Below are 24,189 nucleotides of genomic sequence, written 5' to 3' on the forward strand. Positions count from 1 at the left end.
GTGAAGACTTGAGTCAAAGTTGATAATTAACGATTATGGTAACGGGCCATTAACCTTTTTCGATCAGGGTTAACGCAACCTAAGGGAAACAGTTACAGGCGGAGACTTTCACATGCGCATTCTTCTGGTCGAAGACGATCCAACAACAGCAAAAAGCATCGAGTTGATGCTGACCCATGCCAACCTTAACGTCTACTCGACGGACCTCGGTGAGGAAGGGATCGATCTGGCAAAGCTGTATGACTATGACCTGATCCTTTTGGATCTTGGCCTGCCGGATATGAATGGTCATGAAGTGCTGCGTCAGCTGCGTATGGCTCGTATCGAGACACCGATCCTTATCCTCTCTGGCGCGGATGATACTGATAATAAGATCAAAGGCTTCGGCTTTGGCGCAGATGATTACCTCACCAAACCTTTCCACCGCGAAGAGCTGGTGGCCCGGATCCATGCGATCATCCGCCGCTCCAAAGGTCACTCCCAGTCCATCATCAAAACCGGCAAGATTGCGGTTAACCTGGATGCCAAAACCGTTGAGGTCGACAGCAAGGCTGTTCACCTCACAGGTAAAGAGTACCAGATGCTGGAACTCTTGAGCCTGCGTAAGGGGACCACCCTGACCAAGGAGATGTTCCTTAACCATCTTTATGGCGGCATGGACGAACCCGAACTAAAAATCATTGACGTTTTCATCTGCAAGCTGCGCAAAAAGCTCAGCACCGCGACAGGTGGCGACAATTATATCGAAACTGTTTGGGGCCGGGGCTATGTTCTGCGGGACCCGCAGGATGATCAGATGTCCGGTGGTCACCGCATGGCCGTAGGGGCCTGAGGCGACAATCTCTGATCGCGGCGGTTTGAGCCCGGAATAGGCATGCAGGCGAACCCCAGATGGGCTAGCCCGGCCTGATGAATGTCTGGATAATGACATTCAGGTTAACGCAGGCTGTTATCCTGCACTGAAAGAACCCGCCTCGGCGGGTTTTTTGCTGTTTTGGCCTTGGCGCGTCCCGCTCAACCGTTTCTTGCGCTGCGATCACTGGACCTGAGGCGATGCGCGTTTTATCACCTAGGGCAAACCAGAACGACGGGGACCGCGCGTGAAACAGATTGAACCAACAGATCCCTCTGGGCTTTCGCAGGAGCAGGCACAGGCAGAGTTTTTGCAGCTGCAAGCCCAGCTCTCGGCGGCCGATCAAGCCTATCACCAAGAAGATGCGCCCTTCCTGGATGATGCAGAGTATGACGCGATCAAAAGGCGTTATCAGGCCCTGGCCGAGGCTTTTCCCGCGCTCAAAGAGGCCGCGACCCAGCTTGATTCTGTCGGGGCGCCAGTATCCTCCGGCTTTGGCAAGATCCAGCATGTGGTGCCTATGCTGTCCCTGGGCAATGCCTTTGAAGACGGGGATGTGGCGGATTTTGACCGCAGCATTCGCAGTTACCTCGGGCTGAGTGCGTCTCAGCCACTGTCGTTTACCGCCGAACCTAAAATCGACGGGCTCTCCCTGTCGCTGCGCTATGAAAATGGCGTGTTGATACAGGCGGCGACGCGGGGGGATGGCGCCACTGGCGAGAATGTCACTGCCAATGCCCGCACTATTGCCGATATCCCGCAACAGCTGGAGGGGGCGCCGGATGTGCTGGAGATCCGTGGCGAAGTCTATATGAGCCATGAGGATTTTGCCGCTTTGAACGCGCGTCATGCAGAACGCGGTGGCAAGCTTTTTGCAAATCCGCGCAATGCGGCAGCGGGGTCTTTGCGACAGTTGGACGCCGAAATCACCCGTGTCCGGCCTTTGCGTTTCTTTGCCTATAGCTGGGGCGATCTCTCGACCCCGCTGGCGGAAACTCAGGCTGGAGCAATTGGACGGCTGCATCAGCTGGGGTTTCAGACCAACCCGCTGACCAAGACCTGTAATAGCGTAGCGGAAATGATTGCCCATTACCGCCTGATCGAAGCGCAACGCGCCACGCTGGGCTATGACATTGATGGGGTTGTCTACAAGGTGGACGAGCTGGACCTGCAGGCGCGTCTGGGGTTTCGCTCAACCACACCGCGTTGGGCCATTGCGCATAAATTCCCGGCTGAGCTGGCCTGGACCTGGCTGGAGGCGATCGACATCCAGGTGGGGCGCACCGGCGCGCTCAGCCCAGTTGCCCGCCTTACCCCGGTCACTGTGGGTGGGGTGGTTGTCTCGAATGCCACCCTGCACAATGAGGACTACATCCGAGGGCGCGATTCAAAAGGCGCGGTGATCCGCGGCGGCAAGGATATCCGCATTGGCGACTGGGTGCAGATCTACCGGGCCGGGGATGTGATCCCCAAGGTGGCAGATGTCGATCTCACAAAACGCCCAGCTGAGGCCGTTGAGTTTACCTTCCCAGACACCTGCCCGGAATGCGGATCTGACGCGGTGCGGGAAGAAGGAGACGCCGTCAGGCGCTGCACGGGGGGCATTATTTGCCCGGCGCAAGCTATTGAAAAACTGAAACACTTTGTCTCACGCAAGGCCTTTGATATCGAAGGGCTCGGGGCCAAACAGCTGGAGATGTTCTACGGAGATTCTGATCTGCCAATCCGCACGCCTGTTGATATCTATACATTGGCGGATCGGGATGCGGGCCAATTCACCAAGCTAAAGAACCGTCCCGGTTGGGGCGATCAAAGCGCGGCAAATCTCTTTGCTGCGATCAATGAAAAACGCAATATCCCGCTGGGGCGGGTGATTTTTGCGCTTGGCATTCGCCATGTGGGCGAGGTGGCGGCCAAGGACCTGGCGCTGCATTTTGGTTCATGGGAAGAACTGGCAAAGGCGCTTGATCTGGCCCGTCCAGCGGCGCTGGCCCATCGCACTGCCGATCTGGCGGAAGAGCGCGAGCGCGAACAGGCCAGCAGCGAGGGGCGGCGCGCCAAGATCAAGGAAACCCGTGACGGGGCACTGTCTCGTCTGGAACTGCATCTTGCCACGCGGGAGGCCTGGGAGGATTTGATCGGCATTGATGGTATTGGCGCCACTGTTGGTCTGTCGCTGTCGGATGCGCTGGCAAATGCGCAGGAACGGGCGGTGATCAATGATCTGGTGGCTCAGTTGAACATCGCGGCCCCGGCAGCCCAATCGCAAGAGAGCCCGGTGGCGGGGCTAACAGTGGTCTTTACCGGCAAGCTTGAAAAAATGACCCGCGACGAGGCCAAGGCACGTGCTGAATCCTTAGGCGCCAAGGTCTCTGGCTCGGTGTCAAAAAAGACCGACATTCTGGTTGCCGGCCCCGGGGCAGGGTCCAAGGAGAAAAAGGCGCAGGAGCTGGGCATTCGTATCCTGGATGAAGATGGCTGGCTGGCGGAGATTGCCTCCACATGAGCGGGCGCCCGGAAATCCTGTTCCCGCTCTTTGCCGGGGCAGAGACCTTAACCGGTGTTGGGCCCAAAACGGCGCAAAGCCTGGCCCAGATCGGGCTGGAATCCCCGCGTGATCTGGCGTTTTCACTGCCGCATTCCATTCTGGACCGCCGCCGTCGCGACAGTATCAAAGGTATGGATCTGCCCGCCATAGCAACGGTTGAGGTTGAAGTGGGAAGCCACCAGCCTGCGCGCAATCGCGGCGGCGCTTATCGGATTAACGTCACTGATCAAGAAGTTGAATTTCAACTTGTTTTCTTCCATGGGCGCAGCCGCTATCTGGAGGCGCAATGCCCCGAAGGATCACGGCGTCTGGTCTCTGGAAAGGTCGAGCTGTTTGACGGTGTCGCACAGATGGTGCATCCGGATCACATGGTTCCCCTGGCCGAGGCCGGGGATATTCCGGAGTTTGAGCCTGTTTACCCGCTGACCCATGGGGTGACCCAGAAAACCATGACCAAAGCGGCGCTCAGCGCGCTGGAGCGCCTGCCAGAACTTGCGGAATGGATTGATCCTGAGCAAGCAAAACAGGAAGGCTGGCCTGGCTGGAAAGAGGCGCTGATTGCTGCGCATCAGCCGCAGGGGCTGGAGGATTTGTCACCAGAGGCACCGGTACGGGCCCGGCTGGCCTATGATGAGCTATTTGCGCATCAGCTGACCCTTGCTCTGGCACGGCAGGTTGAGCGTAGGTCGCAGGGCATCGTCAGCCAGGCCACAGGGCGCTTGCAGGCACCTGTGCTGTCCTCACTGCCCTATCGTCCGACCAATGCGCAGGCCCGCGCGATCGAGGAAATCTCAGCCGATATGGCCAGTGATCGCCGGATGAACAGATTGCTGCAAGGCGATGTCGGGTCAGGGAAAACTCTTGTCGCCTTTATGGCGCTTCTGGTTGCGGTCGAGGCCGGCGGCCAGGGCGTGATGATGGCACCAACCGGCATCCTGGCGCAGCAGCATTTTGAGGGGTTGCGGCCCTTGGCAGAGCAGGCCGGGGTGGTGCTCGAGCTGCTGACGGGGCGTGACAAAGGCGCGGAACGGCGTGCCAAACTGGCGGCGTTAGAGGCGGGCGATATTCAAATCCTTGTGGGCACCCATGCGGTGTTTCAACAGGATGTGGTGTTCCGCAGGCTGCATCTGGCGATTGTCGATGAACAACACCGCTTTGGGGTCCGCCAGCGGATGGAGCTGGCGGAAAAAGGTAAAGGCGCCGATGTTCTGGTGATGACTGCCACGCCCATCCCCCGCTCGCTGGCCTTGGCGCAATATGGCGATATGGATGTTTCGGTGCTGGATGAAAAGCCGCCTGGGCGCAAACCGGTGAAGACCGCGGTGCTCAGTACCGAGCGCATGGAGGAGGTGGTGAACCACCTGCGCCGCGCAATTGACGAGGGGCGCCAGTGCTACTGGGTCTGCCCGCTGGTTGGGGAATCCGAGGTCATGGACCTGATCGCCGCCGAGGAACGTTTCAAACACCTGCGTGCCATTCTGGGCGAGGGGACTGTGGGGCTGGTGCACGGACAGATGCCGCCCGCCGAGAAAGACGCGGCCATGGCGGCCTTTCAACACGGAGAGACCAAGGTTTTGGTGGCAACGACGGTGATCGAGGTTGGGGTGAACGTGCCCAATGCCTCTATTATGGTGATCGAGCGCGCCGAGATCTTTGGTCTGGCGCAGTTGCACCAGCTGCGCGGGCGGGTCGGACGCGGCAGCGCCGCATCGACCTGTCTTTTGATGTATCAACCGCCACTCTCCGAGGGCGGGCGCCGCCGGTTGGAGGTTCTGCGCGAAAGCGAAGACGGGTTCAAAATTTCCGAGACGGATTTGCAAATGCGCGGGGCGGGCGATGTGATCGGCACCGCACAATCAGGGTTGCCCAGGTTCCACATCGCGGATTTGGAGCGCCAAGCCCCCTTGATGGCGGTGGCCCAGAGCGATGCGCGCGCTTTGCTGGCGATGGATCCCGGGTTAAGCAGTGAACGCGGTCAGGCCGCACGTGTTCTGCTTTGGCTGATGAAACAGGATCAGGCAATTCGTTTGATTTCAGTAGGTTAGGGGGAGTTCTCAACCCGTTACGTCTGCGTGTTTTGAAAAAGTTCGCAAATGTTCTCAAAAAGTTCTTTACAGGGCGGGTGTAAAATGAGAACAAAGAGGCAACAAGAGGCCGGCGAAGAACGGCAAGGTTAGCCCCTGAACCCCGACAGCGAGTAGTGGAGACAATTCTGATGATGACCCAGTTGAAGACAACCCTGCACAATGCCCAATCCACCCTGTTGCAGGATGCTCTTGGCGCTGCTGCCTTGATCGTGATGCTTGTTGTTGCCCTTCATCTGCCGGGCTTTTTGTGATCGCACTCTTGTGATTGCCAGCCTGCTTTTTTCTGCCCTCTGAATACCTATTTCTAGTTTCTGCCTGTCGTCTTTATGTCAGATGCGTTGACATCCATCCCGGTGTCATTGGATCCCCGCCTGAACTTATCCACCCGATTGCGCCTAACAATCGGGACAGGCATCTGAACCCCGCATAAAGACGCATTTCCTGCCGCCACCATCTGCCCGGATGTGTGGCGGTTTTTTTTCGCTTTTTGTGGTTGCAAGGTTTGACTAGGATTTGAATCCCATGCGGATGCCACCCCAATGACGGGCACCGACAAAAACGGGCACAGAGAGATCCTTCATCATCACAAAGTTGCCGCCTCCCATGTCCCGGCGATAAACCTGCATCAAAAAGGCCTCCGAATTGCGACCTGCCTTTAGGCCAACGCGGTCATCAAAAATCCGTCGGTTTCGGCAGTTTGCGGTGTTCCAGTCGGGATCTGCGCCCTGAGGGTGAGAGAATTTCTTATTGTGCGTTGGCAGATAGCCATTGATGTCAATCGCCGCACAAAACACCACCCGCGGATCAAAATCCAGCGCCGCTTCCAGCAAAGGTGGCAGTGCGGCATCCGTGAGTTTCAAAAATCCGGTGGTGTATTGTTCTGGATTGGTTCCGGGGATGAGCCGATAGTTTTTGTCAAACAGCGCATCGGTCGTGATCTTTCCGGCGTTTAAGGCCCCTTCAAAGATGGCCCCGACCTTTTTACTCAACTCGGTCACAAATGAAATGAACTTCTTGTCCGTGGATTGCCCGCCGAGGGCGACGGTGCCCTGCACCAGTTGTTCGGAGGAGGAAATCAGGTTTTCAACACGGAGATGAGTATCATGGATCCCGGTGGTGGTTCCCGCCACGGATTTCCCGATGCGGTTGATATTTGGAGCAAAGCTGCTCACGGCGTTTTTGACTTCGGCGGCCTCGCTGAGGATCTGGGCTGTCTGGGCATTCACAGCCGTGGCTTTTTCTTCGATGCTTTGGAGCGAGTTGTCTGTCTCTCTGGCCTGCCCCAGGATCAACTCGGCGGAGCGCGAAATCTCAACTGTCTCATCGTGCAAAAGCGTGACCCAATTGGACAGGTTTTCGATATTGTTGCCTATCTCACGCGCGGCTGTCTGGGTGCGTTTGGATAGATCATTGATTGCCTCTGCCACAACGGCAAACCCGCGCCCGGCGTCGCCCGCGCGGCTGGCCTCAATCTTGGCGTTGATGGCGAGGATGTTCACCTGTGCGGCGATATTGGTGATCATTTCGTTGTTTTTACGCACCGCATCCACGGTCACCCCGATCTGGTCCGTGCGGTCTTCTAGGTCATTGACCCATTCGGCAACTTCCTGGCTGCGCCCACTGTTGTCGCGGACAAACTTCACCGAGGTCTGAACGGATTGCAGGGTTTCCTCGGTGGCGGTTGAGACCGTTTGAATGGTATCAAGCACCTGACCATTTGACGTCAAAACGCGATCTGCCTCACGGGTGAGGTCCTGAAGTGCAGAGATCTGGCCTTGTGATTGTTGATCCATCTGATCGAGAAAGCCGGCGATATCGACAATCTCATAACCAAGCTGTGAGGAGATCTGGGTCAGGTGATTGAGCTGCAGGTTACGTGCTTCGAGGTCTTGTGCAGTGTCGCACTCGGCAAGCATTGTCGCAGGATTTACCGCTACCATGTCATGGGTGTTTAGCTGCATGTTCAGGTCCCGTTCTAAATCAACGGGACCACTCTATTTGATTAAAATAAAGGTGAGGTTAAGCGCAATTTTTCTGCAAAGCAGCCTTGAAGGCCTCCAGGCTGGCTTCAAGACAGAGCAGGATCGAGGCATGGCGGTTTCTAAATTCGCGTGCCGGAATAAGAACTTCCAAATCCGCGAAGGGGGATTTGGGGGCAGGTTTGTCGTCCTTTAGCATGGCTTTCAGCTCATCTCGTGCGGTTTCCACCTCGGCAAGAGAGCGGCCAATGATGTTTTGTCCAACAACCGAGGCCGAGGCCTGTCCCAGAGCGCAGGCTTTGACGTCCTGGCCAAAGGCTGTGATGCATCCGTCCTGCACGTTGAGATCCACCGTGACGGTTGATCCACACAGCGGCGCACGTTTTTTTGCACTGGCGTCGGGGTTTTCCAATCGGTCAAGAAATGGAATATCGGCAGCCAGGGCCAAAATGCGGGAAGAATAGAGCTTGATGAGATCGGTTTCGCTGGACATCTGAGGCCTTGGGCTTTCCCTTGGGGTTTCTTCCCCATACATAGGCACGCAAATCCAAGATGCAAAAGGTTTTTACCATGTCCTTTGATCCCAATAGCCTGAAATATGATGACGCCGGTCTGATCCCCTGTATTGCCCAAGATGAGGCGAGCGGTGAGGTTCTGATGATGGCCTGGATGAACGCCGAAAGCGTTGCCAAAACCCTTGAGACGGGAAAAGTGACCTATTGGTCCCGGTCGCGCCAGGCCTTTTGGGTCAAGGGCGAGAGCTCGGGCCATGTGCAAAGCCTGGTAGATCTGCGCCTGGATTGCGACCGCGATTGTCTATTGGCCCTGGTGCAGCAGGTTGGCCCTGCCTGTCACACCAACCGGCGCAGTTGTTTTTATACTGCGGTTCGCGACGGCGAGGAGCAGGAGCTGATGGCACCTATGGTTTAAGAGTAGACTGTATCAGGAAAGGGGGCGGCGCTAAGGCGCCGCTACCTCCGGCGGGAATATTTATGGAAAGATGAAGTCGGGCATTGGGCGCGCCGGGACAGGCCCGCTGGCTAATCCAGGCCAACAAGGCTTCGGATGTCAGCGGGGGAGGCGCCGTCTTGTCTGTATTTGGCAATTGCGCGAGCGTCATCGCGTTTGGCGAGGCGTTTGCCTGTCTCATCGCGGACCAGACTGTGGTGGTGGTAGGTTGGATGTGGAAGGTTCAACAGGGCCTGAAGCAATATATGTATCCGCGTTGCTTCAAAGAGATCCTGACCCCGAATGACGTGGTTCACGCCCTGGGCCGCATCGTCCAACACCACAGATAGATGGTAGGAGGTTCCCATGCCGCGCCTGGAAAGAACAACATCGCCGATGGTTTTAACCATGTTATCTTGTGTGAATTCAACGAGACCCCGTTCGCCATTTGGTCCGGTTCCAGTCTCCAGAAAACTGCCAAAGCTAGCAAAAGGTTTTCCGGGCACTATGCGATTCTGAAACAGGCTGGGCACCATGCCGATCGCTTTTTCCATATCGAGCCTAAGGGGAACATTTTGAGGGCGTTGGTGCTGATCAGAAAAGACCTGTTCCCACGGCCCCCGGCATGTTCCGGGGTAGATTACCCCGTCTGGCCCCAGCAGAGGCGAACCTTCCTGCGGGGCGGCAGCTGCGGCGGCGATGTCTTTACGATTGCAGGTGCAGGGGTAGAGGAGACCCAACTGCCACAGACGGTCCAGAGCCTGATCGTAGATTGACTGGCGCTCTGACTGGCGCATTACCGGTTTGGGCCACCACAATCCAAGCCATTCCAGATCTTCATAGATCTGTGCTTCCCACTGAGGGCGTGCACGAGATTGGTCAATGTCTTCGATCCGTAGCAGAAATCCCCCCCCCTCAGCCATGGCCTTGTCATAGGCCAGCAGGGCGGAATAGGCGTGGCCCAGGTGTAAAGGGCCAGTGGGTGAGGGGGCAAAGCGGGTGATGAAAGTCACGGGATCTGCCCCCTTGAAGTCGTTCAGGCGAAGTTTTCCAGCCAGCTGGTCCAGGCCGTTTTTGCTCGATCAGTATAGGCTTTGTAGCGATCCTTGCGGCCGCGACGCCCCCCTTTGAGACCCTCAACCGGTTGGAACAGGCCAAAATTGACATTCATCGGCTGGAAGGTCTTGGCCTCGGCACCGCCGGTGATGTGATGGATCAGCGCCCCCATGGCGCTGTCTTGCGGTACCTGGGGCAGTTCCAACCCGAGGATCTCGGCGGCGGCCAAGCGGCCGGCCAGCAGCCCCATGGCGGCGCTTTCAACATAGCCCTCGACGCCGGTGATCTGACCAGCAAAGCGCAGATGTGGCTGGGATTTCAACCGCATCTGGTGATCGAGCAGGGTGGGCGAGTTGAGGAAGGTATTGCGGTGAATGCCCCCAAGCCGGGCAAAGCTGGCATTTTCCAATCCGGGGATCATCTTGAAGACCTCGGTCTGGGCGCCATATTTCATCTTGGTCTGGAAGCCGACGATATTGAACAGAGTGCCAAGAGCGTTGTCGCGGCGCAGCTGCACCACGGCATAGGCTTTTTCCTCTGGCTTGTGCGGATTGGTCAGGCCCACAGGTTTCATCGGGCCAAAGCGCAGGGTTTCGCGACCGCGCTCAGCCATGACCTCGATTGGCAGGCAGCCGTCGAAATAGCCGGCGGTCTCGCCTTCGTGAAACTCGGTCTTGTCTGCGGTCAGCAGCGCGTCGATGAAAGCCTCATACTGCTCTTTGGTCATCGGGCAGTTGAGGTAGGCGGTGCGCTCTTCTTCGGTTTCACCCTTGTCATAGCGTGACTGCATCCATGCCTGCGACATGTCGATGCTCTCAGCATAGATGATCGGTGCGATGGCATCAAAGAAGGCCAGAGCCTCGGCGCCAGTCTCAGCCTGAATGGCCTGGCCGAGGGTGCTAGAGGTCAAAGGGCCGGTGGCAAAGATCCAGTGGCCCTCTTCGGGCAGGGCGGTGATTTCCTCGTAGGAAACTGTGATATTGGGATGGGCTTTCAGCTTGGCGGTTACCGTTTCAGCAAAGGGATCGCGATCCACAGCCAGGGCGCCGCCGGCGGGCAGACGGTGTTCTTCGGCTGTGGCCATGATCACGCCATTTGCGGCGCGCATTTCCCAGTGCAGCAGGCCGACAGCGTTTTGCTCGTCATCGTCTGAGCGAAAGGAGTTGGAGCAGACCATCTCGCCCAGATTGCCGGTCTGATGGGCAAAGGTTTCCACTTTGGGTCGCATCTCGTGGATCACCACTTTAACGCCCATGTTCGCAGCCTGCCATGCCGCCTCGGACCCGGCCATGCCGCCGCCCACGATATTCAATGTCTCTGTCATGAGGGGCAAATAGGGCAGAGCGCGCCCTTAAGCAATATTGCATGGCGCCAAATGTGGCAGCAAAGGGGCACAATCGGGCAAAGATGGCAGCGGTAGATTGCCAGCCCCAAGCCCGTTTTCCGTCAGAGGACAAACCGCAGGAGTTTAAGGGTGGGCAACAGTCGGGCCCAAATCAGGGCATCGTTTCTGTTTTTTGCGCAATGCAACGGGCGCGCGGGTCATATCGATCCAAAGTCGCGCAATTGATCTGTAGGGGAGGGAATTTGGGGCCGCTGCGCGGGAATGTCACCCGGGGAGAGAGATTCCCGGTTGGAGGGACCTTCCGCTGCAGCGGCCCAAATTGTGTCGGTGTTAGGACCTGTGTCGTAACCCGTGCCCAATCTTTGCCATTATCTTGCCCCGATTAAAAGGCCTGATATAGAAACAATAAATCCGTAATGGTAAACAAAGCCTAAAATTTTCCGAAAAATTTCGATTATTCCCAATCCGGGCTACGTTTTTCGATAAAGGCCTGCATACCTTCAACAGTGTCGGGCTGCATCAGATTGGTGACAATGACCTCGCTGGTATAGGCATAGGCCGCGTCGATTGGCATCTGGAGTTGCTGGTAATAGGCCTCTTTGCCAACCTTCACGGCGGCGCCGAGTTTTGAGGCGATCGTGTCGGCCATGGCGCGGGTCTCGGCTTCCAGTTGTTCTGCGGGGACCGCACGGTTGATTAGCCCCAGTTCCGCAGCGCGCGGCGCGGACATGAACTCTCCGGTGGTGAGCAGTTCAAAGGCATGTTTGCGCGGGATATTGCGCGACAGGGCCACCATGGGGGTAGAACAGAACAACCCGATATTGACCCCATTGACACCAAATCGGCAGTCCTCGCTGGCAATTGCCAGATCACAAGAGGCCACTAGCTGGCAACCAGCGGCAGTGGCAATGCCATGAACCTGGGCAATCACCGGCTGCGGCAGGCGTTGCAATCCCAGCATCACAGAGGTGCAGCGGGCAAAAAGGCCCTCAAAATAGGCGCGCCCCTTGTCCTCGCTATCGCGTCCGGCTGTCATCTGGCGAATGTCATGACCGGCGCAGAAGGCTTTGCCGTTGCCGGACAGGACCACCGCCTTGATGCTGCTGTCATCTTTCAGGGCATCGATCTGCGCCTGCAGGGCCTCCAGCATCTCGTCCGACAGGGCGTTCAGCCGCTCAGGTGCATTCATCTGTAGATGGGCCACCGCATTTTTGTCGTGACGTTCCAGAATTGCCATCTTGCTCTCCTCCTAGGTTATGGGTGAATTCTAGGGCGCAAAGAGGGAGAGGAAAAGCATGGGTTTGGCATTCGATGTCGCAGGGCTAGAGGCCTATATGGGTGAAATATTTCCGCAAGTGGCGGATGATTTTGCCATTGATGCCCTATCGATGGAGGGGATCACCATGCGCCTGAAAGTGGCTGAGCGCCATCTGCGCCCCGGTGGGACGGTTTCTGGCCCGTCGATGTTTGCCCTGGCAGATGTCACCGTCTATGCGCTGGTGCTGTCGCGCCTTGGCACCAAGGCGCTGGCGGTGACCACCAATTGCTCGCTGGATTTTATGCGCAAGCCTGAGTCCGGGCGCGATATTATTGCCAAAGGCCAGCTGCTGAAACTGGGGCGCAGCCTGGCGGTGGGCGATGTGCATATGTTCTCGCAAGGATCGGATAAGCTGGTGGCGCGCTCCACCATGACCTATTCGATCCCACCGGAGCGCTAAGCGATAGCTGTTGCCAAGGGCTGGCCGACCTTCACCAGGGTTTCGCGCCCCTGCGCACTGTTGGCCACAAGATCCTCGCTGAAGCTAATCTGACCGGGCTGAAACACCACCACGACGGTGGAGCCGCCAAATTTGAAATAGCCCTTTTCCTGCATCTTGCTGACGGGGCCCGATGAGGTGGTGTTGATGATGGATCCGACCCCAAAGGCGCCAACTTCCGAAAAGCAGTAGGTGCCGATTTTGTCGTTTTTGATCAGCGTGTTGCAGCGCTTGTTTTCGCCAAAAACATCGGGCCCAGCACCCAGGGCAATGGGGTTGACGGAATGCAGCGCGCCGGGGATGTCTTGCGTCGTTTCAATCTGACCTGAGGCGGGAAAGTGATAGCGGTGGTAATCAGCAGGGCAGAGCCGCACAATCGCCAATGCACCGCCCAGGAATTGCTCCGAGAACCCGGGCAGCATTGAGGTGATCGACATCGGATGACCTTTGACCGGCACAAAGGCGTCCCCGTCTAGCTTGGGAAAGACCAGGACCCGGCCATCCGCCGGGGAAATGATCTCGTTTGGGTCCTCCGAAAAGGGGCGCGCCTCGGGTTTGAGGTGACGGGCAAAGAAATCATTAAACGAACTGTAGTCTGCGGCGGGTCTCTGGGCTTCATCCATATCAATGGAAAGCTCATCAATCACAGCCTTGATCTTGCCGCGCGACAGGGTGCTGTCATACCACAGGCCAAACAACCGGCTCATGAGGGGGGAGCGAAACAGCAGACGTTCCACCAGGCTGGAGCTGGCGTCCTGATAGGCCCAGCGAATCCATTTCTCACCAAGGATGACCTCGTCAAAAAACTGGCCTGTGTCCCGGTTGACCACTTGAATGGGGGTGTTTTGCATGGGATCCGCCTTGCTTTGCCTTACCCCTCGCCGCCTAACAGAGGCAGCGGCTGGGTCTCAAGGGGATTTTGGCGCGCGAGGCCTGCCTAAGGCTGGGAGCTTGGCGGTGAGTATAGATTTTAGCAATAATTATCATTCCCGTTATCTGTTTGTCCAATGGGTGCGTGCTGTGCAAGCGTCTCTTCGTAGATGCCAAGGGGCCAAGGCGGAGGCCGCTACGCCCTGAGAGAGCTAATCAGAACCGACAAAGGAGTGACCCATGACATCGCGTAGAACGCTTTTGAAAACCACATTGGCTGCAGGGCTTGCGCTGGCCACCAGCCTGACAACTGCCAGCTTTGCAATGGCCGAAGAACTGAGCAAGATTAAAGAAGACGGCGTTATCCGCATCGCCATGAGCGGCGCTTACCCTCCCTTCAATTTTGTCAACGACAGCAATGAGGTCGTGGGCTTTGACCCGGCCGTGGGCGCCGAGATCGCCAAGCGTATGGGTGTTGAAGTTGAAATCGTCACCACAGCCTGGGACGGTATCATTGGTGGTCTGTTGGCCAACAAATACGACGCCATCGTCGGCTCCATGTCGATTACTGAGGAACGCCAGCAGGTGGTTGATTTTGTTGGCCCCTATTACACCACCAAACGTGCCATCTTTGCCAAGCCCGGCGGCATCACTTCGGCGGCTGCTTTGGGCGAAGCCAAGGTTGGTCTGACACTGGGTGAAACCCATGAGGCCTGGGCCCGTGAAATGGGCTACGACGTGCGCACCTATAAAGGCCTGCCGGAACTGCTGCTGGAGCTGGAGCACGGTCGTGTTGATGTCATCGTCAACGACTCGATTGCGGCCATCCTAGCGATGAAAGAAACCGGTCAGGACTATGTCATGATCACCGATTTTGAGACCGAAGAATTCGGCGCTGGCATCGCCATCCGCAAAGGCAACCCAGAGCTGGCCGCGGCTATGCAGGGCGCGCTGGACGCGATGATGGAAGATGGCACCTATCTTGAGATTGCCAACAAGTGGGTTGGCGGCGACATTCGCTAAACCAATCAAGACCCGGCCCCGCTCAGGTTTCTCTGCGAGACACCAGGGCGGGGCTGTTTTAAGCGCGGCGGCTTTGCACTATCAGCGGGGCACTAATACAAGCGCGGTTCGAGGAGACAGACGACAGTGGATTATGCCTTGATGCAACGGGTCTTTCCCTTCTTTCTGGAAGCGGCCTGGATAACCATAGTGTTGTCGGTGCTCACCGCCATTCTGGGCCTGACCTGCGCCATGTTGGGCACCGCTGCGCGACTGTCGCGTTTCCGGGGTCTGCGTTTCCTTGGGGCTGCCTATGTCAGTGTGTTCCGGGGCACGCCGGCGCTGATCCAGCTGTTTATTCTCTACTTTGGTGGTCCGCAGATTGGCATCCAATTGGATGCCTTTGAGGCCGGGGTCATCGGATTGGGGGTCAATGTTGGCGCCTACATGACTGAAACCATGCGCGGCGCCATCATTTCCGTCGACAAGGGGCAGGGCGAGGCCGCCCGCACCCTCGGGATGAGCAACTGGCAGGCCATGCGCAATGTGATACTGCCACAGGCCATGCGCCTGATGATCCGCCCATTAGGGGTGAACCTCAATACCCTGATCAAAAGCACAGCACTTGTGGCGGCCATTTCGGTGGTCGAGCTGACCTATACCGCGCAGCGCTACATTGGCTCCACCTATAAACCGTTCGAGATGTTCCTGATTGCCGGGCTTTTGTACATGATCATCATCTATGTTGTCGGACTGGCCGTGGCCTGGGCCGACCGCAAAGCCCGCCTGAATTGATCGGGGAAAGGACACGCCATGGGACTCGATTTTAGCGTCATTCCAAAATACCTCGACATCGTGCTGCTGGGCGCGCTCTGGACCATTGCCATCACGCTGGGGGCGGCCATTGTCAGCTTCTTTGGGGGCATCTTGCTGGCGGTGATCGCGCTTTATGCGCCGCCGGTGGTGCGCTGGCCGTTTCGTGCCTTTTCCTTTCTGTTTCTGGGCACGCCGCTGCTGCTGCAGCTGTTCCTGATCTATTTTGGCCTGGTACAGATTGGCATCGATGTGCCAGCCTTCGTGGCCGGGGTGATCGGGTTGGGGCTGCATTTTGCGGTCTATAATTCAGAGCTGTTCCAGACCAGCATTCTGGCCGTCGACAAGGGCCAGATCGAGGCCGCCCGCACCCTGGGCCTGTCGCGGATGCAGGCGCTGCGCAAGGTGGTGGTGCCGCAGGCGGTGCGCGATGTGATCCCGCCGATTGGCAACAATATGATCGCGCTCTTGAAAGACTCCGCGCTGGTCTCGGTCATTGGCGTCTCCGAGCTGACCTTGTCCGCCCAGCGGGCCATTGGGAGCACCTATCGCCCCTTTGAATTCTACGTCCTGGTGGCGGCGATCTACTACATTATCAACCTTGGCATGGAGGCCGTCTTGCGCCGCGTGGAACGCCGCATTCAGGCTTCAAAATGACCGGGCAGGAGAAAGACATGAGCGAGCAGAAACCCTTTATCGACATCCGCCACGCCAAGAAGAGCTTTGGCACCTTGGAAGTGCTGAAAGACATCAGCCTGCAGGTGGACCGCGGCCAGATCGTGGCCATCATCGGCCCCTCAGGGTCGGGTAAAAGCACCCTGCTGAGGGCGATCAATGATCTGGACCCACTGACGGGGGGCGAGATCTGGCTGGAGGACAAGCAGATCAACATGGATCTGCCGCACCGCCAATATGAGCGTCATATCAATGAGGTGCGCCAGGAAATTGGCATGGTTTTCCAGCACTTCAACCTGTTTCCTCACCTCAAGGTGCGTGAAAACGTGACCCTGGCGCCAAAGATGCTCAAAGGCCTGTCGGAGGCCGAGGCCAATGCCCTGGCAGAGGAGCAGCTGACCAAGGTCGGCATGATAGAGCGGATCGATTATTACCCCTCGCAGCTCTCGGGTGGACAGAAACAGCGGGTTGCCATTGCACGCGCTCTGGCGATGAAACCCAAGGTGATGCTGTTTGACGAGGCCACTTCGGCGCTGGACCCGGAACTGGTTGAAGAGGTCAATCTGGTGATGAAGCAACTCGCCGAAGAACATATGACCATGATCATCGTCACTCATGAGATGGGCTTTGCCGAAAGTGTCTGTGATCGGGTCTTGTTTATGGATCAGGGCGTTGTGGTCGAAGAAGGCCCGCCCGAAGTGATCTTCCGCAACCCAAGGAATGAGCGGACCCAGAATTTCCTACGCAAGCACCTGGCGGGGCAGCAGGCCTAAAAGGCCTAGCTGTAGCTGCGCTGCTCGATCGGGGTTTCATCAATTGCGGCGATCAAGCGGTCGAGCAGGATCTGCTCGGCCCGGTTCTTGGTCGCGCTTTCGCTCCAGACCAGATAGACGTCGATGGGGGGCAGGTCCTCATAGGGGGGCACCTGCCAGAGCTGACCATCCCGGACATCGCGTTCGGCCACGTGGACTGGCAATGGTCCAACGCCCAGGCCAGATACGATCATCCGGCGCACCTCCTCGAGGTGGCTCGAGACCCCGGTGATTTTTTGACCCAGGGCAGCCTGCGCTCGCATAACGGTGATCGGTTTCAAAACATCCTGCAGCCGATCAGTCTCAAAACTGACCGAAGAATGACCCTCCAGATCCGCAGTTGTCAGGTCGTCCCGTCCAAACAGCGGGTGTGGGGGGCCGCAGAACAGGCCAAAATACTCGCGAAATACCCGGCGGTATTCCAGGTTGGGATTGTGATCCCCGACCAGACAGATGGCAAAGGAGGCGCGTTTAGCGGCCACTTCGGCAATGGCCTTGGAGCTGGATAAGATATCAATCTTGAGCGTGGCCAGGGGGTGTTCGTGATGAAAGCCAGTCAGGGCCTGATCGATCAGTGGGCTGACAACATGGCTTGCCATGGCGATATGGACATGTCCACGGACATCATCGGTCATTTCCCGCATCAGGGTCGACAGGCGCAGCACCGAGCCATTGATTTCGACCGCCTCGCGATACAGCAGACGCCCGGCTTCGGTCAGGGCATAATGGCCGGGGGAGCGGTTGATCAGCTTGCGGCCAACCCGATCTTCTAGCCGTTTTAAGGCCGTGGAAACAGAGGGTTGCTTCAGCCTCAGTTGGCTGGCCGCATCGGTGATGGAATGGCTCTCAGCGAGTACCACAAAGGTGCGCAGCAGGTTCCAATCCAGCTCGCGGGCAATCCGTTCCGGCTCATAGTGGGGGTCGTCTTCCCGCATAGCTCATCTCTATATCAAGAATTCCAATTATCTATTTGATCTATACTAGCGGCTCTCGCATGGTTCCTACAAGCCCGCATTCCGGCCACCAGCAGCTTTGCCGCAATCCAATTTGCGCCTGTATGTCTGGCCGGGTCAGCAAGGCGGCGACATATGGAAAGCAAAGAATGAGCAATCTGTTTTATCAGGCACAGGGGCGCAGGCCGGTTCTGGATCAGGCGCGCGGCGTCTATATGTGGGACAAGGATGGCAAGCGCTATTTGGACGGCTCCTCCGGGGCGATGGTTTGCAACATCGGTCACTCCAACACGGAGGTGCTGACCGCCATGCGTCGCCAGATGGAGAAATCCACCTTTGGCTATCGGCTGCATTTTGAAACCGAAGCGTCAGAGCAGCTGGCACAGAAACTGGCAGCTCTGATGCCCGGTGATCTGAACCGGGTGTTCTTTGTCTCAGGCGGCTCTGAGGCCGTTGAGAGCGCCATCAAACTGGCCCGGCAATATGCCCTTGCCACCGATCAGGCCAGCCGTTGGAAGGTCATTTCGCGCAGCCCCAGCTATCATGGCTGCACTCTTGGGGCCCTGGCGGTGACCGGCTATACCCCGCTGACCGCGCCCTTTGCGCCGATGATGCGGGAGATGCCAAAAATTCCCGCACCGCGCGCCTATCTGGACGGTTTGGACGCCAGTGATCCGGTCACTGGCCATCACTATGCCGATATGCTGGAGGCGCAGATCCTTGCCGAGGGCCCCGAGAGCGTTCTGGCCTTTATCCTTGAGCCGGTTGGCGGGGCGTCCACTGGGGCATTGGTACCGCCAAATGGCTATATGGAGCGGATCCGCGAGATTTGCAGTCGACATGGCATTTTGCTGATCATGGATGAGGTCATGACCGGAGCGGGGCGCACCGGCGCCTTTCTGGGGTCAGACCATTGGCAGGCGCAGCCCGATATCGTTGTGATGTCCAAAGGCCTGGGGGCAGGTTATGTGCCGCTCGGGGCCGTTGTTGCCGATGAATGTCTGGTTGCGCCGATACTCGACCAGGGCGGCTTTGCCCATGGATTTACCTATGCGGGCAACCCATTGGCCTGCGCGGCCGGGCTAGCCGTGGTGAACACGATTGAAATGAATGGCCTATGTGCCAATGCCGCCCGGATGGGAGAGACCCTTTTGGCGCGGCTCAATGGCTTGATGCAAAAACATGACCTGATTGGCGATGTGCGGGGCAAGGGGCTGTTGACCGCCTTTGAGTTCATGGCCGATCGCGACAGCAAGGCGCCGCTACCGGCCCGTCTGAACGCCCATCAGCGTTTTGTTGATCTGGCCTATGCCAAGGGGCTGATAGTCTATTCGCGGCGCACACGGGATGGCACCGAGGGGGATCACATCCTTGTTTGCCCGCCGCTGATTGTGAATGCAGACCATATTGACGAAATCATCGAGGGTCTTGATGCCAGTCTGGTTCAGTTCAGTCAGGACATCCATTCCGAATCGAAGGCGGGCTGACCCATGAGCAAGATCCTGATTACCTGCGCCATCACTGGCTCTATCCATACCCCGTCGATGTCGCCCTATCTGCCGATAACGCCGGCAGAAATTTCCGATCAGGCGCAGGGGGCGGCCGAGGCAGGTGCCGCGATCCTGCATCTGCATGCGCGCAATCCGCAAACCGGCCAACCTTCAGCCAGTGAAGAAGATTTTATGAGCTACCTGCCGCAGTTGAAGCAATCCTGCGATGCGGTGCTCAATCTCTCGACTGGTGGCAGCGCGGTGATGACACTAGAGGATCGGCTGGCAGCCCCCAAACGGGTCGCGCCTGAGATGTGTAGCCTCAACATGGGCAGCATGAACTTTGCGCTTTATCCGGCGGCGGCGCGGATTTCCGAGTGGAAACACGACTGGGAGCAACCCTTCCTGGAAAACTCGGATGATCTGGTATTCAAGAATACACCACGCGATATTGCCCGCATCCTGACCGAGCTCGGGGTGGAGCGCGGTGCCCGGTTTGAGTTTGAATGCTACGACATTGGGCATCTCTATATGCTCAAACACTTTGTCGACCGGGGGTTGGTGCAAAAACCCCTGTTCATTCAGTTTGTCTTTGGAGTGCTGGGCGGCATGGGGGCTGACCCGGAAAACCTGATGCATATGAAGGTGATCGCCGACAAGCTCTTTGGTGGCGACTATATGTTTTCAGTTCTGGCTGCCGGGCGTCAACAGATGCCGCTGATCACCATGGCGGCCGCCATGGGCGGACATGTGCGGGTTGGGCTGGAGGATAGCCTGATGATCTCGCGCGGGGTTCTGGCCAAGGACAATGCCGAACAGGTGCGCAAAATTCGCCGCATCGTCGAAGATTTGGGCCGTGAGGTGGCAAGCCCGGAGGAGGCCCGCGAAATGCTGGGGCTCAAGGGCGCCGACCGCACCGCAATTTGAAAAATAAAGGCAGGACAGTGAGATGAAAGCGATCTTTGACGCGCGCCAATGGCACCATGACCCCAAACATTTTATGGCCAACGGCAAGGCGCAGCCAAACCCGGAGCAGCCCAAACGTATCGAGGTGCTTCAGGCTGGTGCCCTGGCGGCTGGGTGCGACTTTGCCGAGCCACGGGACGTGGGGCTTGGTCCGATCGCTGCGGTACATACGGCTGAATACCTGACCTTTCTCAAGAATATCTACCGCCGGTGGCTGTATATCAAAGACGCGGGCGAGGAGGTGATCCCGAATATTCACCCTGCAAATCGCAGCGACAGCTATCCGAAATCCGCAACAGGCCAGTCCGGCTATCACCAAGCGGATACAGCCTGCCCGATTGCCAAAGGCACCTGGGAGGCGGCCTATTGGTCGGCGCAATCAGCCATCGCTGGCGCGGATCACCTGCGCGACGGTGGCCAATCGGCCTATGTCCTGGCCCGTCCTCCGGGGCATCATGCCTTTGCTGATATGGCCGGGGGCTTTTGCTTTCTTAACAACTCCGCCATTGCGGCACAGCGTCTGGCCGCGGCAGGGATGCGCCCGGCGATTGTCGATGTGGATGTGCATCACGGCAATGGCACCCAAGGTATTTTCTACAGCCGTGATGATGTTCTGACAGTCTCGCTGCATGCTGACCCTGATCGATTTTACCCATTCTTCTGGGGCCATGCGCAGGAGCGCGGCGAGGGGGCAGGCCTTGGCTATAATCTAAACCTGCCCCTGGCGCGGGGCACCGATGATGAGGGCTTTCTCAAGGCGCTGGATGTGGCGCTGGAGCGGGTAACACTGTTTGGTGCCGATGTTGTGGTTGTTGCCCTGGGGCTGGATGCCTCGATTGATGATCCGTTTCAGGGGCTTGCCGTAACCAAGGACGGGTTTGCACGAATAGGCGCGGCTTTTGCTCAGCTGGGGCTGCCGGTGCTTATTGTGCAGGAGGGCGGATATCTGAGCGACAGCCTGGGTGAAAACTTGACACGCTGCCTGACAGGCTATCAGACCGCCAGTTGACGACAGGCCCCCTGGGGCCCGCCAAAGAAAGAACCAGACATGACACGCTCCCTCTCCGATACCCAGTTTGAAGACCTCCAGTCCCTGCGCCGGGAGCTGCACCAAATGCCCGAAGTCTCGGGGGAGGAGGTGCAAACCGCCGCGCGCGTTGTGCAAGAGTTGGAGCATGCAGGCGCGGACCGGATCTGGACGGGTCTGGGCGGCCATGGGGTTGCAGCTGAATTTCGGGGCGCTCAGGAGGGTCCGACGGTGATGATCCGCTGTGAACTGGACGCCTTGCCGATTCAGGAGATTTCGCAGGAACCCTATCGGTCGCAGGTCGAAGGGAAGGGTCATCTTTGTGGCCATGACGGCCATATGGTGATGGTGCTAGGGGTCGCACTGGCGCTAAAGAAACGCCCCGCATCCGGGCGGGTGATCCTGCTGTTTCAGCCGGCAGAAGAGACCGGTGCCGGGGCCGCAGGGGTGATCAATGATCCGCGCTGGCCTGAACTCAAACCTGATTTTGCCTTTGCCTATCATAATGTTCCGGGGCGGCCTTTGGGGGAGCTCGGCCTCCGCCGGAGGGTAAGCAACTGCGCCTCTCGCGGCATGAAGATCCGGTTTTCCGGCAAGACCTCCCATGCGGCGGCGCCCGAAGATGGGGTCTCGCCGGCCATGGTGATCTCTGATCTGATGCAGTGCCTGCCTGCGCTGGGACCGGGCGGTAAGATGGGTGCGGATTTTGCCCTCGCCACCCTGACCCATGCGCAGCTTGGTGAGGCCAGCTTTGGAATCGCACCAGGGGCCGGAGAGCTGCGCATGACGCTGCGCAGCCAGACCGATGCGCGCATGGACCAGCTGGTGCAAGAGGCAGAGGCACAGCTGGCAGGGGCGCTGGCAAGGACTGATGAACAGGGTGGGACCGTGAGTGCCAGTGTCACCTGGCATGATGTGTTTTTGGCGACAGTGAATGAGGGCAGCGCGCTTGATCTCGCGGCCCAGGCGGCTGCAAAATTAGGTCTGGCTGTCAATGTCATGGACCAGCCAATGCGCTGGTCAGAAGACTTTGGCCGCTTTGGGCTGGATGGTGCCAAAGCGGCGATGCTGTTTATCGGGTCTGGTGAGGCGCAGCCGCAACTGCACAATCCAAATTTTGATTTCCCCGATGTCCTGACCCCAATCGGGGTGCGGGTGTTGATTGAAATTGTTGCGCAGCTGCTGGATGGGCCGGGGGCTGCTGTTGTACCGACACTTGCACCCGATGCGTAACCATCTGCAAGAAAGCGCCTGGTGTGAAATCTCCCGCGCGCAGATCTCGCAAAACCTGCACCAGACGCTGAAACGGCTGCCGGCTCAGACCCGGCTCTGTGCCGTGATCAAGGCCGATGCCTATGGGCATGGCATACAAAACATGGTGCCACTTCTGATGGCGCAGGGCGTTAGCCATATTGGCATTTCCTCCAATGCAGAAGCGCGGGCGGTGCGTGATGCGGGCTTTGCGGGCGCGGTTCTGCGTCTGCGTACAGCCACCCCCGAGGAGGTGGAGGGGGCTCTGAGCGAGGGGGTCGAGGAGTTGGTGGGCTCGGAGGCCGGGCTGCGGGCGATCCAGGACAGATTGGCAGGGAGGGAGCTACCACCGCTGCATATCTCGTTGAATGCGGGGGGCATGTCGCGCGACGGGCTGGAACTCTCGACGCCAGAGGGGCGGCAGGCCTGTCACAATATTCTGGAACTCGCGGCGGGGCGTATTGTCGGGCTGTGTACTCATTTTCCCTCCAATCACCCCGCTGAGCTGGCGGAGAATGTCGCTCGGTTTCAACAGGATTTGGCCTGGGTCTTTGCCAATAGCCACCTGAGGCGCGAGGATGTTCTGACCCATGCCGGCAGCACATTGACCCTGGCGGCGGGGGGGGATCCTCAGGTGGATATGATGCGTTGCGGTGCCATTCTGTTTGGCATTGCAGGTCCCGGCCCAGAGTTCCATCCGGCCCTGACCTTGAAGTCTCAGGTGATCAGCATTGGAGCGTATCCCAAAGGCAGCTCAATTGGCTATGACCGCACCACCGTTCTGCGCCGGGACAGGCTGCTGGCGAGCATCGCCCTGGGCTACGCCAATGGCTATAGCCGTCAGCTGTCAAAAGGGGCTGAGGTGTTGATCCGCGGGCAAAAATGCTCGGTGATGGGGGCGATTTCGATGAATACCATTGTGGCGGATGTGACCGATGTGCCCGGTGTTGCCATCAGTGACGAAGTTGTTGCTTTTGGTCAGCAGGGCGATCAGGAGATCGACTCGCAAGCGATCGAGCAGCTGAGTGGCACCATCATGGCGGATCTCTTTTCCGATTGGGGGCAACGCAATCCGCGCATCATGTCAGATGCTCCCGAACCGATCGGCGCCAAAGCAGGGCATCGGGATTAGGGCGCTGCGCCCGACAATAGCTCCGCCCCGCGTAGCAATTCCCGCACTGCGATATCTTCGGTGTCAAAGGCCTGTTTGAAGACCTCAACGGCCTTCCAGGGGTCGCAGTCGCCACACATGAACACATCAAAAGCGCCATAGCCGATCTCTGGCCAGGTGTGCACCGTGATATGGCTTTCACCGAGCACCGCAACGCCAGAGACGCCCTGCGGTGAGAACCTATGGGTATGAATGTGAAGCAGGGTTGCACCACAGAGTTCCGCTGCTCGGCAGAAGGCATCCTGAATGCGTTTTTCGCAGTCCAGCCCGCTGCCTTCCATGACTTCGATGATCAGATGGGTGCCTGCAAAGACCCTGTTGTCGCGGCGAATGAAGTGATCGGTGCGATCCGCCTGCGCGAGCGCATCCAGCGTTGCGGCGGTTGCCTGTCGGGGGCGATTCAGCTGCAGGGTTTCTGGCCTTGCTCTCTGTGTGCTGGGAGTTTCTGTGGTGTCACTCACGGTTTTCCCTCGGCTTCCTTGGGGAGCAATCTAGTAAAGGCAACGGACCATTCTGGCCTGACGCGGCCTGGTTGCTGAGCAGGGTGGTCAAATCGTAAATTGGTCCAAAAATCTGTGGTTCTGCC

General features: G+C 58.0%; 23 protein-coding genes. 15 read left to right on the forward strand and 8 right to left on the reverse strand.

All coding sequences use genetic code 11. The features are described from left to right. Positions 1–112 precede the first annotated feature (112 nt). The 4 genes from ctrA to ED661_RS22330 all read left to right on the forward strand — a co-directional run bounded on the left by ctrA (position 113) and on the right by ED661_RS22330 (position 5,739). Positions 113–832, forward strand: a complete 720-nt coding sequence (gene ctrA, locus ED661_RS08875; RefSeq protein ID WP_122073566.1) for a response regulator transcription factor CtrA — start codon at positions 113–115, stop codon at positions 830–832. A 268-nt stretch (positions 833–1,100) separates the two neighbouring features. Continuing rightward, a complete protein-coding gene (gene ligA / locus ED661_RS08880; protein WP_122073567.1) occupies positions 1,101–3,359 on the forward strand; it encodes an NAD-dependent DNA ligase LigA in 2,259 nt (752 codons plus the stop codon). Then, positions 3,356–5,446 carry an ATP-dependent DNA helicase RecG gene (gene recG / locus ED661_RS08885; protein WP_122073568.1) on the forward strand — a complete coding sequence of 697 codons (2,091 nt, stop codon included), beginning with the start codon at positions 3,356–3,358 and terminating at the stop codon, positions 5,444–5,446. The genes ligA and recG overlap by 4 nt, the downstream gene beginning before the upstream one ends. 170 nt (positions 5,447–5,616) lie before the next feature. Continuing rightward, complete coding sequence (locus tag ED661_RS22330; RefSeq protein WP_256385554.1) at positions 5,617–5,739, forward strand: hypothetical protein; 123 nt, start codon at positions 5,617–5,619, stop codon at positions 5,737–5,739. A 255-nt stretch (positions 5,740–5,994) separates the two neighbouring features. Here the strand turns inward: ED661_RS22330 and ED661_RS08890 are convergent, their stop codons facing one another. Both ED661_RS08890 and ED661_RS08895 read right to left on the reverse strand, forming a co-directional pair. Continuing rightward, the gene (locus ED661_RS08890) at positions 5,995–7,449 is read right to left on the reverse strand and encodes a methyl-accepting chemotaxis protein (RefSeq protein WP_122073569.1); all 1,455 of its coding nucleotides are present in this window, start codon (positions 7,447–7,449) and stop codon (positions 5,995–5,997) included. Positions 7,450–7,507: 58 nt separating this feature from the next. Continuing rightward, a complete protein-coding gene (locus tag ED661_RS08895) occupies positions 7,508–7,960 on the reverse strand; it encodes an iron-sulfur cluster assembly scaffold protein (protein WP_122073570.1) in 453 nt (150 codons plus the stop codon). Positions 7,961–8,019: 59 nt separating this feature from the next. Here ED661_RS08895 and hisI point away from each other — a divergent pair, with 59 nt between their 5' ends. After that, the gene (gene hisI / locus ED661_RS08900; RefSeq protein ID WP_122073571.1) at positions 8,020–8,397 is read left to right on the forward strand and encodes a phosphoribosyl-AMP cyclohydrolase; all 378 of its coding nucleotides are present in this window, start codon (positions 8,020–8,022) and stop codon (positions 8,395–8,397) included. Positions 8,398–8,507: 110 nt separating this feature from the next. Here the strand turns inward: hisI and gluQRS are convergent, their stop codons facing one another. From gluQRS to ED661_RS08915, 3 genes are all read right to left on the reverse strand, one after another. Further along, on the reverse strand, positions 8,508–9,428 hold the full coding sequence (gene gluQRS, locus ED661_RS08905; RefSeq protein ID WP_122073572.1) for a tRNA glutamyl-Q(34) synthetase GluQRS: 921 nt from the start codon (positions 9,426–9,428) through the stop codon (positions 8,508–8,510). Between the two features lie 23 nt (positions 9,429–9,451). Then, positions 9,452–10,795, reverse strand: a complete 1,344-nt coding sequence (gene trmFO / locus ED661_RS08910; RefSeq protein WP_122073573.1) for a methylenetetrahydrofolate--tRNA-(uracil(54)-C(5))-methyltransferase (FADH(2)-oxidizing) TrmFO — start codon at positions 10,793–10,795, stop codon at positions 9,452–9,454. A 475-nt stretch (positions 10,796–11,270) separates the two neighbouring features. Beyond that, the gene (locus tag ED661_RS08915) at positions 11,271–12,053 is read right to left on the reverse strand and encodes an enoyl-CoA hydratase (RefSeq protein WP_122073574.1); all 783 of its coding nucleotides are present in this window, start codon (positions 12,051–12,053) and stop codon (positions 11,271–11,273) included. Between the two features lie 58 nt (positions 12,054–12,111). On the opposite strand from ED661_RS08915, the gene ED661_RS08920 reads away from it, so the two are divergent. Further along, complete coding sequence (locus ED661_RS08920) at positions 12,112–12,534, forward strand: PaaI family thioesterase (RefSeq protein ID WP_122073575.1); 423 nt, start codon at positions 12,112–12,114, stop codon at positions 12,532–12,534. On the opposite strand, the gene asd is transcribed toward ED661_RS08920, so the two are convergent. Beyond that, positions 12,531–13,424 (reverse strand): archaetidylserine decarboxylase, encoded by an 894-nt coding sequence (gene asd, locus ED661_RS08925; RefSeq protein ID WP_122073576.1) that lies wholly within the window; start codon positions 13,422–13,424, stop codon positions 12,531–12,533. The genes ED661_RS08920 and asd overlap by 4 nt on opposite strands. Before the next feature lie 259 nt (positions 13,425–13,683). Here asd and ED661_RS08930 point away from each other — a divergent pair, with 259 nt between their 5' ends. The 4 genes from ED661_RS08930 to ED661_RS08945 all read left to right on the forward strand — a co-directional run bounded on the left by ED661_RS08930 (position 13,684) and on the right by ED661_RS08945 (position 16,706). Beyond that, positions 13,684–14,466: a transporter substrate-binding domain-containing protein gene (locus ED661_RS08930; RefSeq protein ID WP_122073577.1), complete on the forward strand. Its 783-nt coding sequence runs from the start codon at positions 13,684–13,686 to the stop codon at positions 14,464–14,466. A gap of 126 nt (positions 14,467–14,592) precedes the next feature. Continuing rightward, the gene (locus tag ED661_RS08935) at positions 14,593–15,240 is read left to right on the forward strand and encodes an amino acid ABC transporter permease (RefSeq protein ID WP_122073578.1); all 648 of its coding nucleotides are present in this window, start codon (positions 14,593–14,595) and stop codon (positions 15,238–15,240) included. Positions 15,241–15,258: 18 nt separating this feature from the next. After that, entirely contained in the window at positions 15,259–15,915 is a 657-nt protein-coding gene (locus ED661_RS08940; RefSeq protein WP_122073579.1) for an amino acid ABC transporter permease, read from the forward strand. A 17-nt stretch (positions 15,916–15,932) separates the two neighbouring features. After that, positions 15,933–16,706, forward strand: a complete 774-nt coding sequence (locus ED661_RS08945; RefSeq protein ID WP_122074078.1) for an amino acid ABC transporter ATP-binding protein — start codon at positions 15,933–15,935, stop codon at positions 16,704–16,706. A gap of 5 nt (positions 16,707–16,711) precedes the next feature. On the opposite strand, the gene ED661_RS08950 is transcribed toward ED661_RS08945, so the two are convergent. After that, positions 16,712–17,680 (reverse strand): LysR family transcriptional regulator, encoded by a 969-nt coding sequence (locus ED661_RS08950; RefSeq protein WP_122073580.1) that lies wholly within the window; start codon positions 17,678–17,680, stop codon positions 16,712–16,714. 167 nt (positions 17,681–17,847) lie between these two features. Here ED661_RS08950 and ED661_RS08955 point away from each other — a divergent pair, with 167 nt between their 5' ends. From ED661_RS08955 to alr, 5 genes are read left to right on the forward strand one after another with little or no spacing between them, the layout of a single operon-like run. Beyond that, positions 17,848–19,185, forward strand: a complete 1,338-nt coding sequence (locus ED661_RS08955) for an aspartate aminotransferase family protein (RefSeq protein WP_122073581.1) — start codon at positions 17,848–17,850, stop codon at positions 19,183–19,185. Positions 19,186–19,188: 3 nt separating this feature from the next. Next, on the forward strand, positions 19,189–20,115 hold the full coding sequence (locus ED661_RS08960) for a 3-keto-5-aminohexanoate cleavage protein (RefSeq protein WP_122073582.1): 927 nt from the start codon (positions 19,189–19,191) through the stop codon (positions 20,113–20,115). A 22-nt stretch (positions 20,116–20,137) separates the two neighbouring features. Next, complete coding sequence (locus ED661_RS08965) at positions 20,138–21,163, forward strand: histone deacetylase family protein (RefSeq protein WP_122073583.1); 1,026 nt, start codon at positions 20,138–20,140, stop codon at positions 21,161–21,163. 39 nt (positions 21,164–21,202) lie between these two features. Beyond that, positions 21,203–22,414 (forward strand): amidohydrolase, encoded by a 1,212-nt coding sequence (locus ED661_RS08970; protein ID WP_122073584.1) that lies wholly within the window; start codon positions 21,203–21,205, stop codon positions 22,412–22,414. Next, entirely contained in the window at positions 22,407–23,564 is a 1,158-nt protein-coding gene (gene alr / locus ED661_RS08975; protein WP_122073585.1) for an alanine racemase, read from the forward strand. Before ED661_RS08970 ends, alr begins: the two co-directional genes overlap by 8 nt. Here alr and speD read toward each other — a convergent pair. Further along, positions 23,561–24,007 (reverse strand): adenosylmethionine decarboxylase, encoded by a 447-nt coding sequence (gene speD / locus ED661_RS08980; RefSeq protein WP_371412436.1) that lies wholly within the window; start codon positions 24,005–24,007, stop codon positions 23,561–23,563. The genes alr and speD overlap by 4 nt on opposite strands. Between the last annotated feature and the right edge of the window lie 182 nt (positions 24,008–24,189).

Origin of the sequence: Pseudophaeobacter sp. EL27, assembly GCF_900313025.1 — a bacterium.
Taxonomy (GTDB): domain Bacteria; phylum Pseudomonadota; class Alphaproteobacteria; order Rhodobacterales; family Rhodobacteraceae; genus Pseudophaeobacter.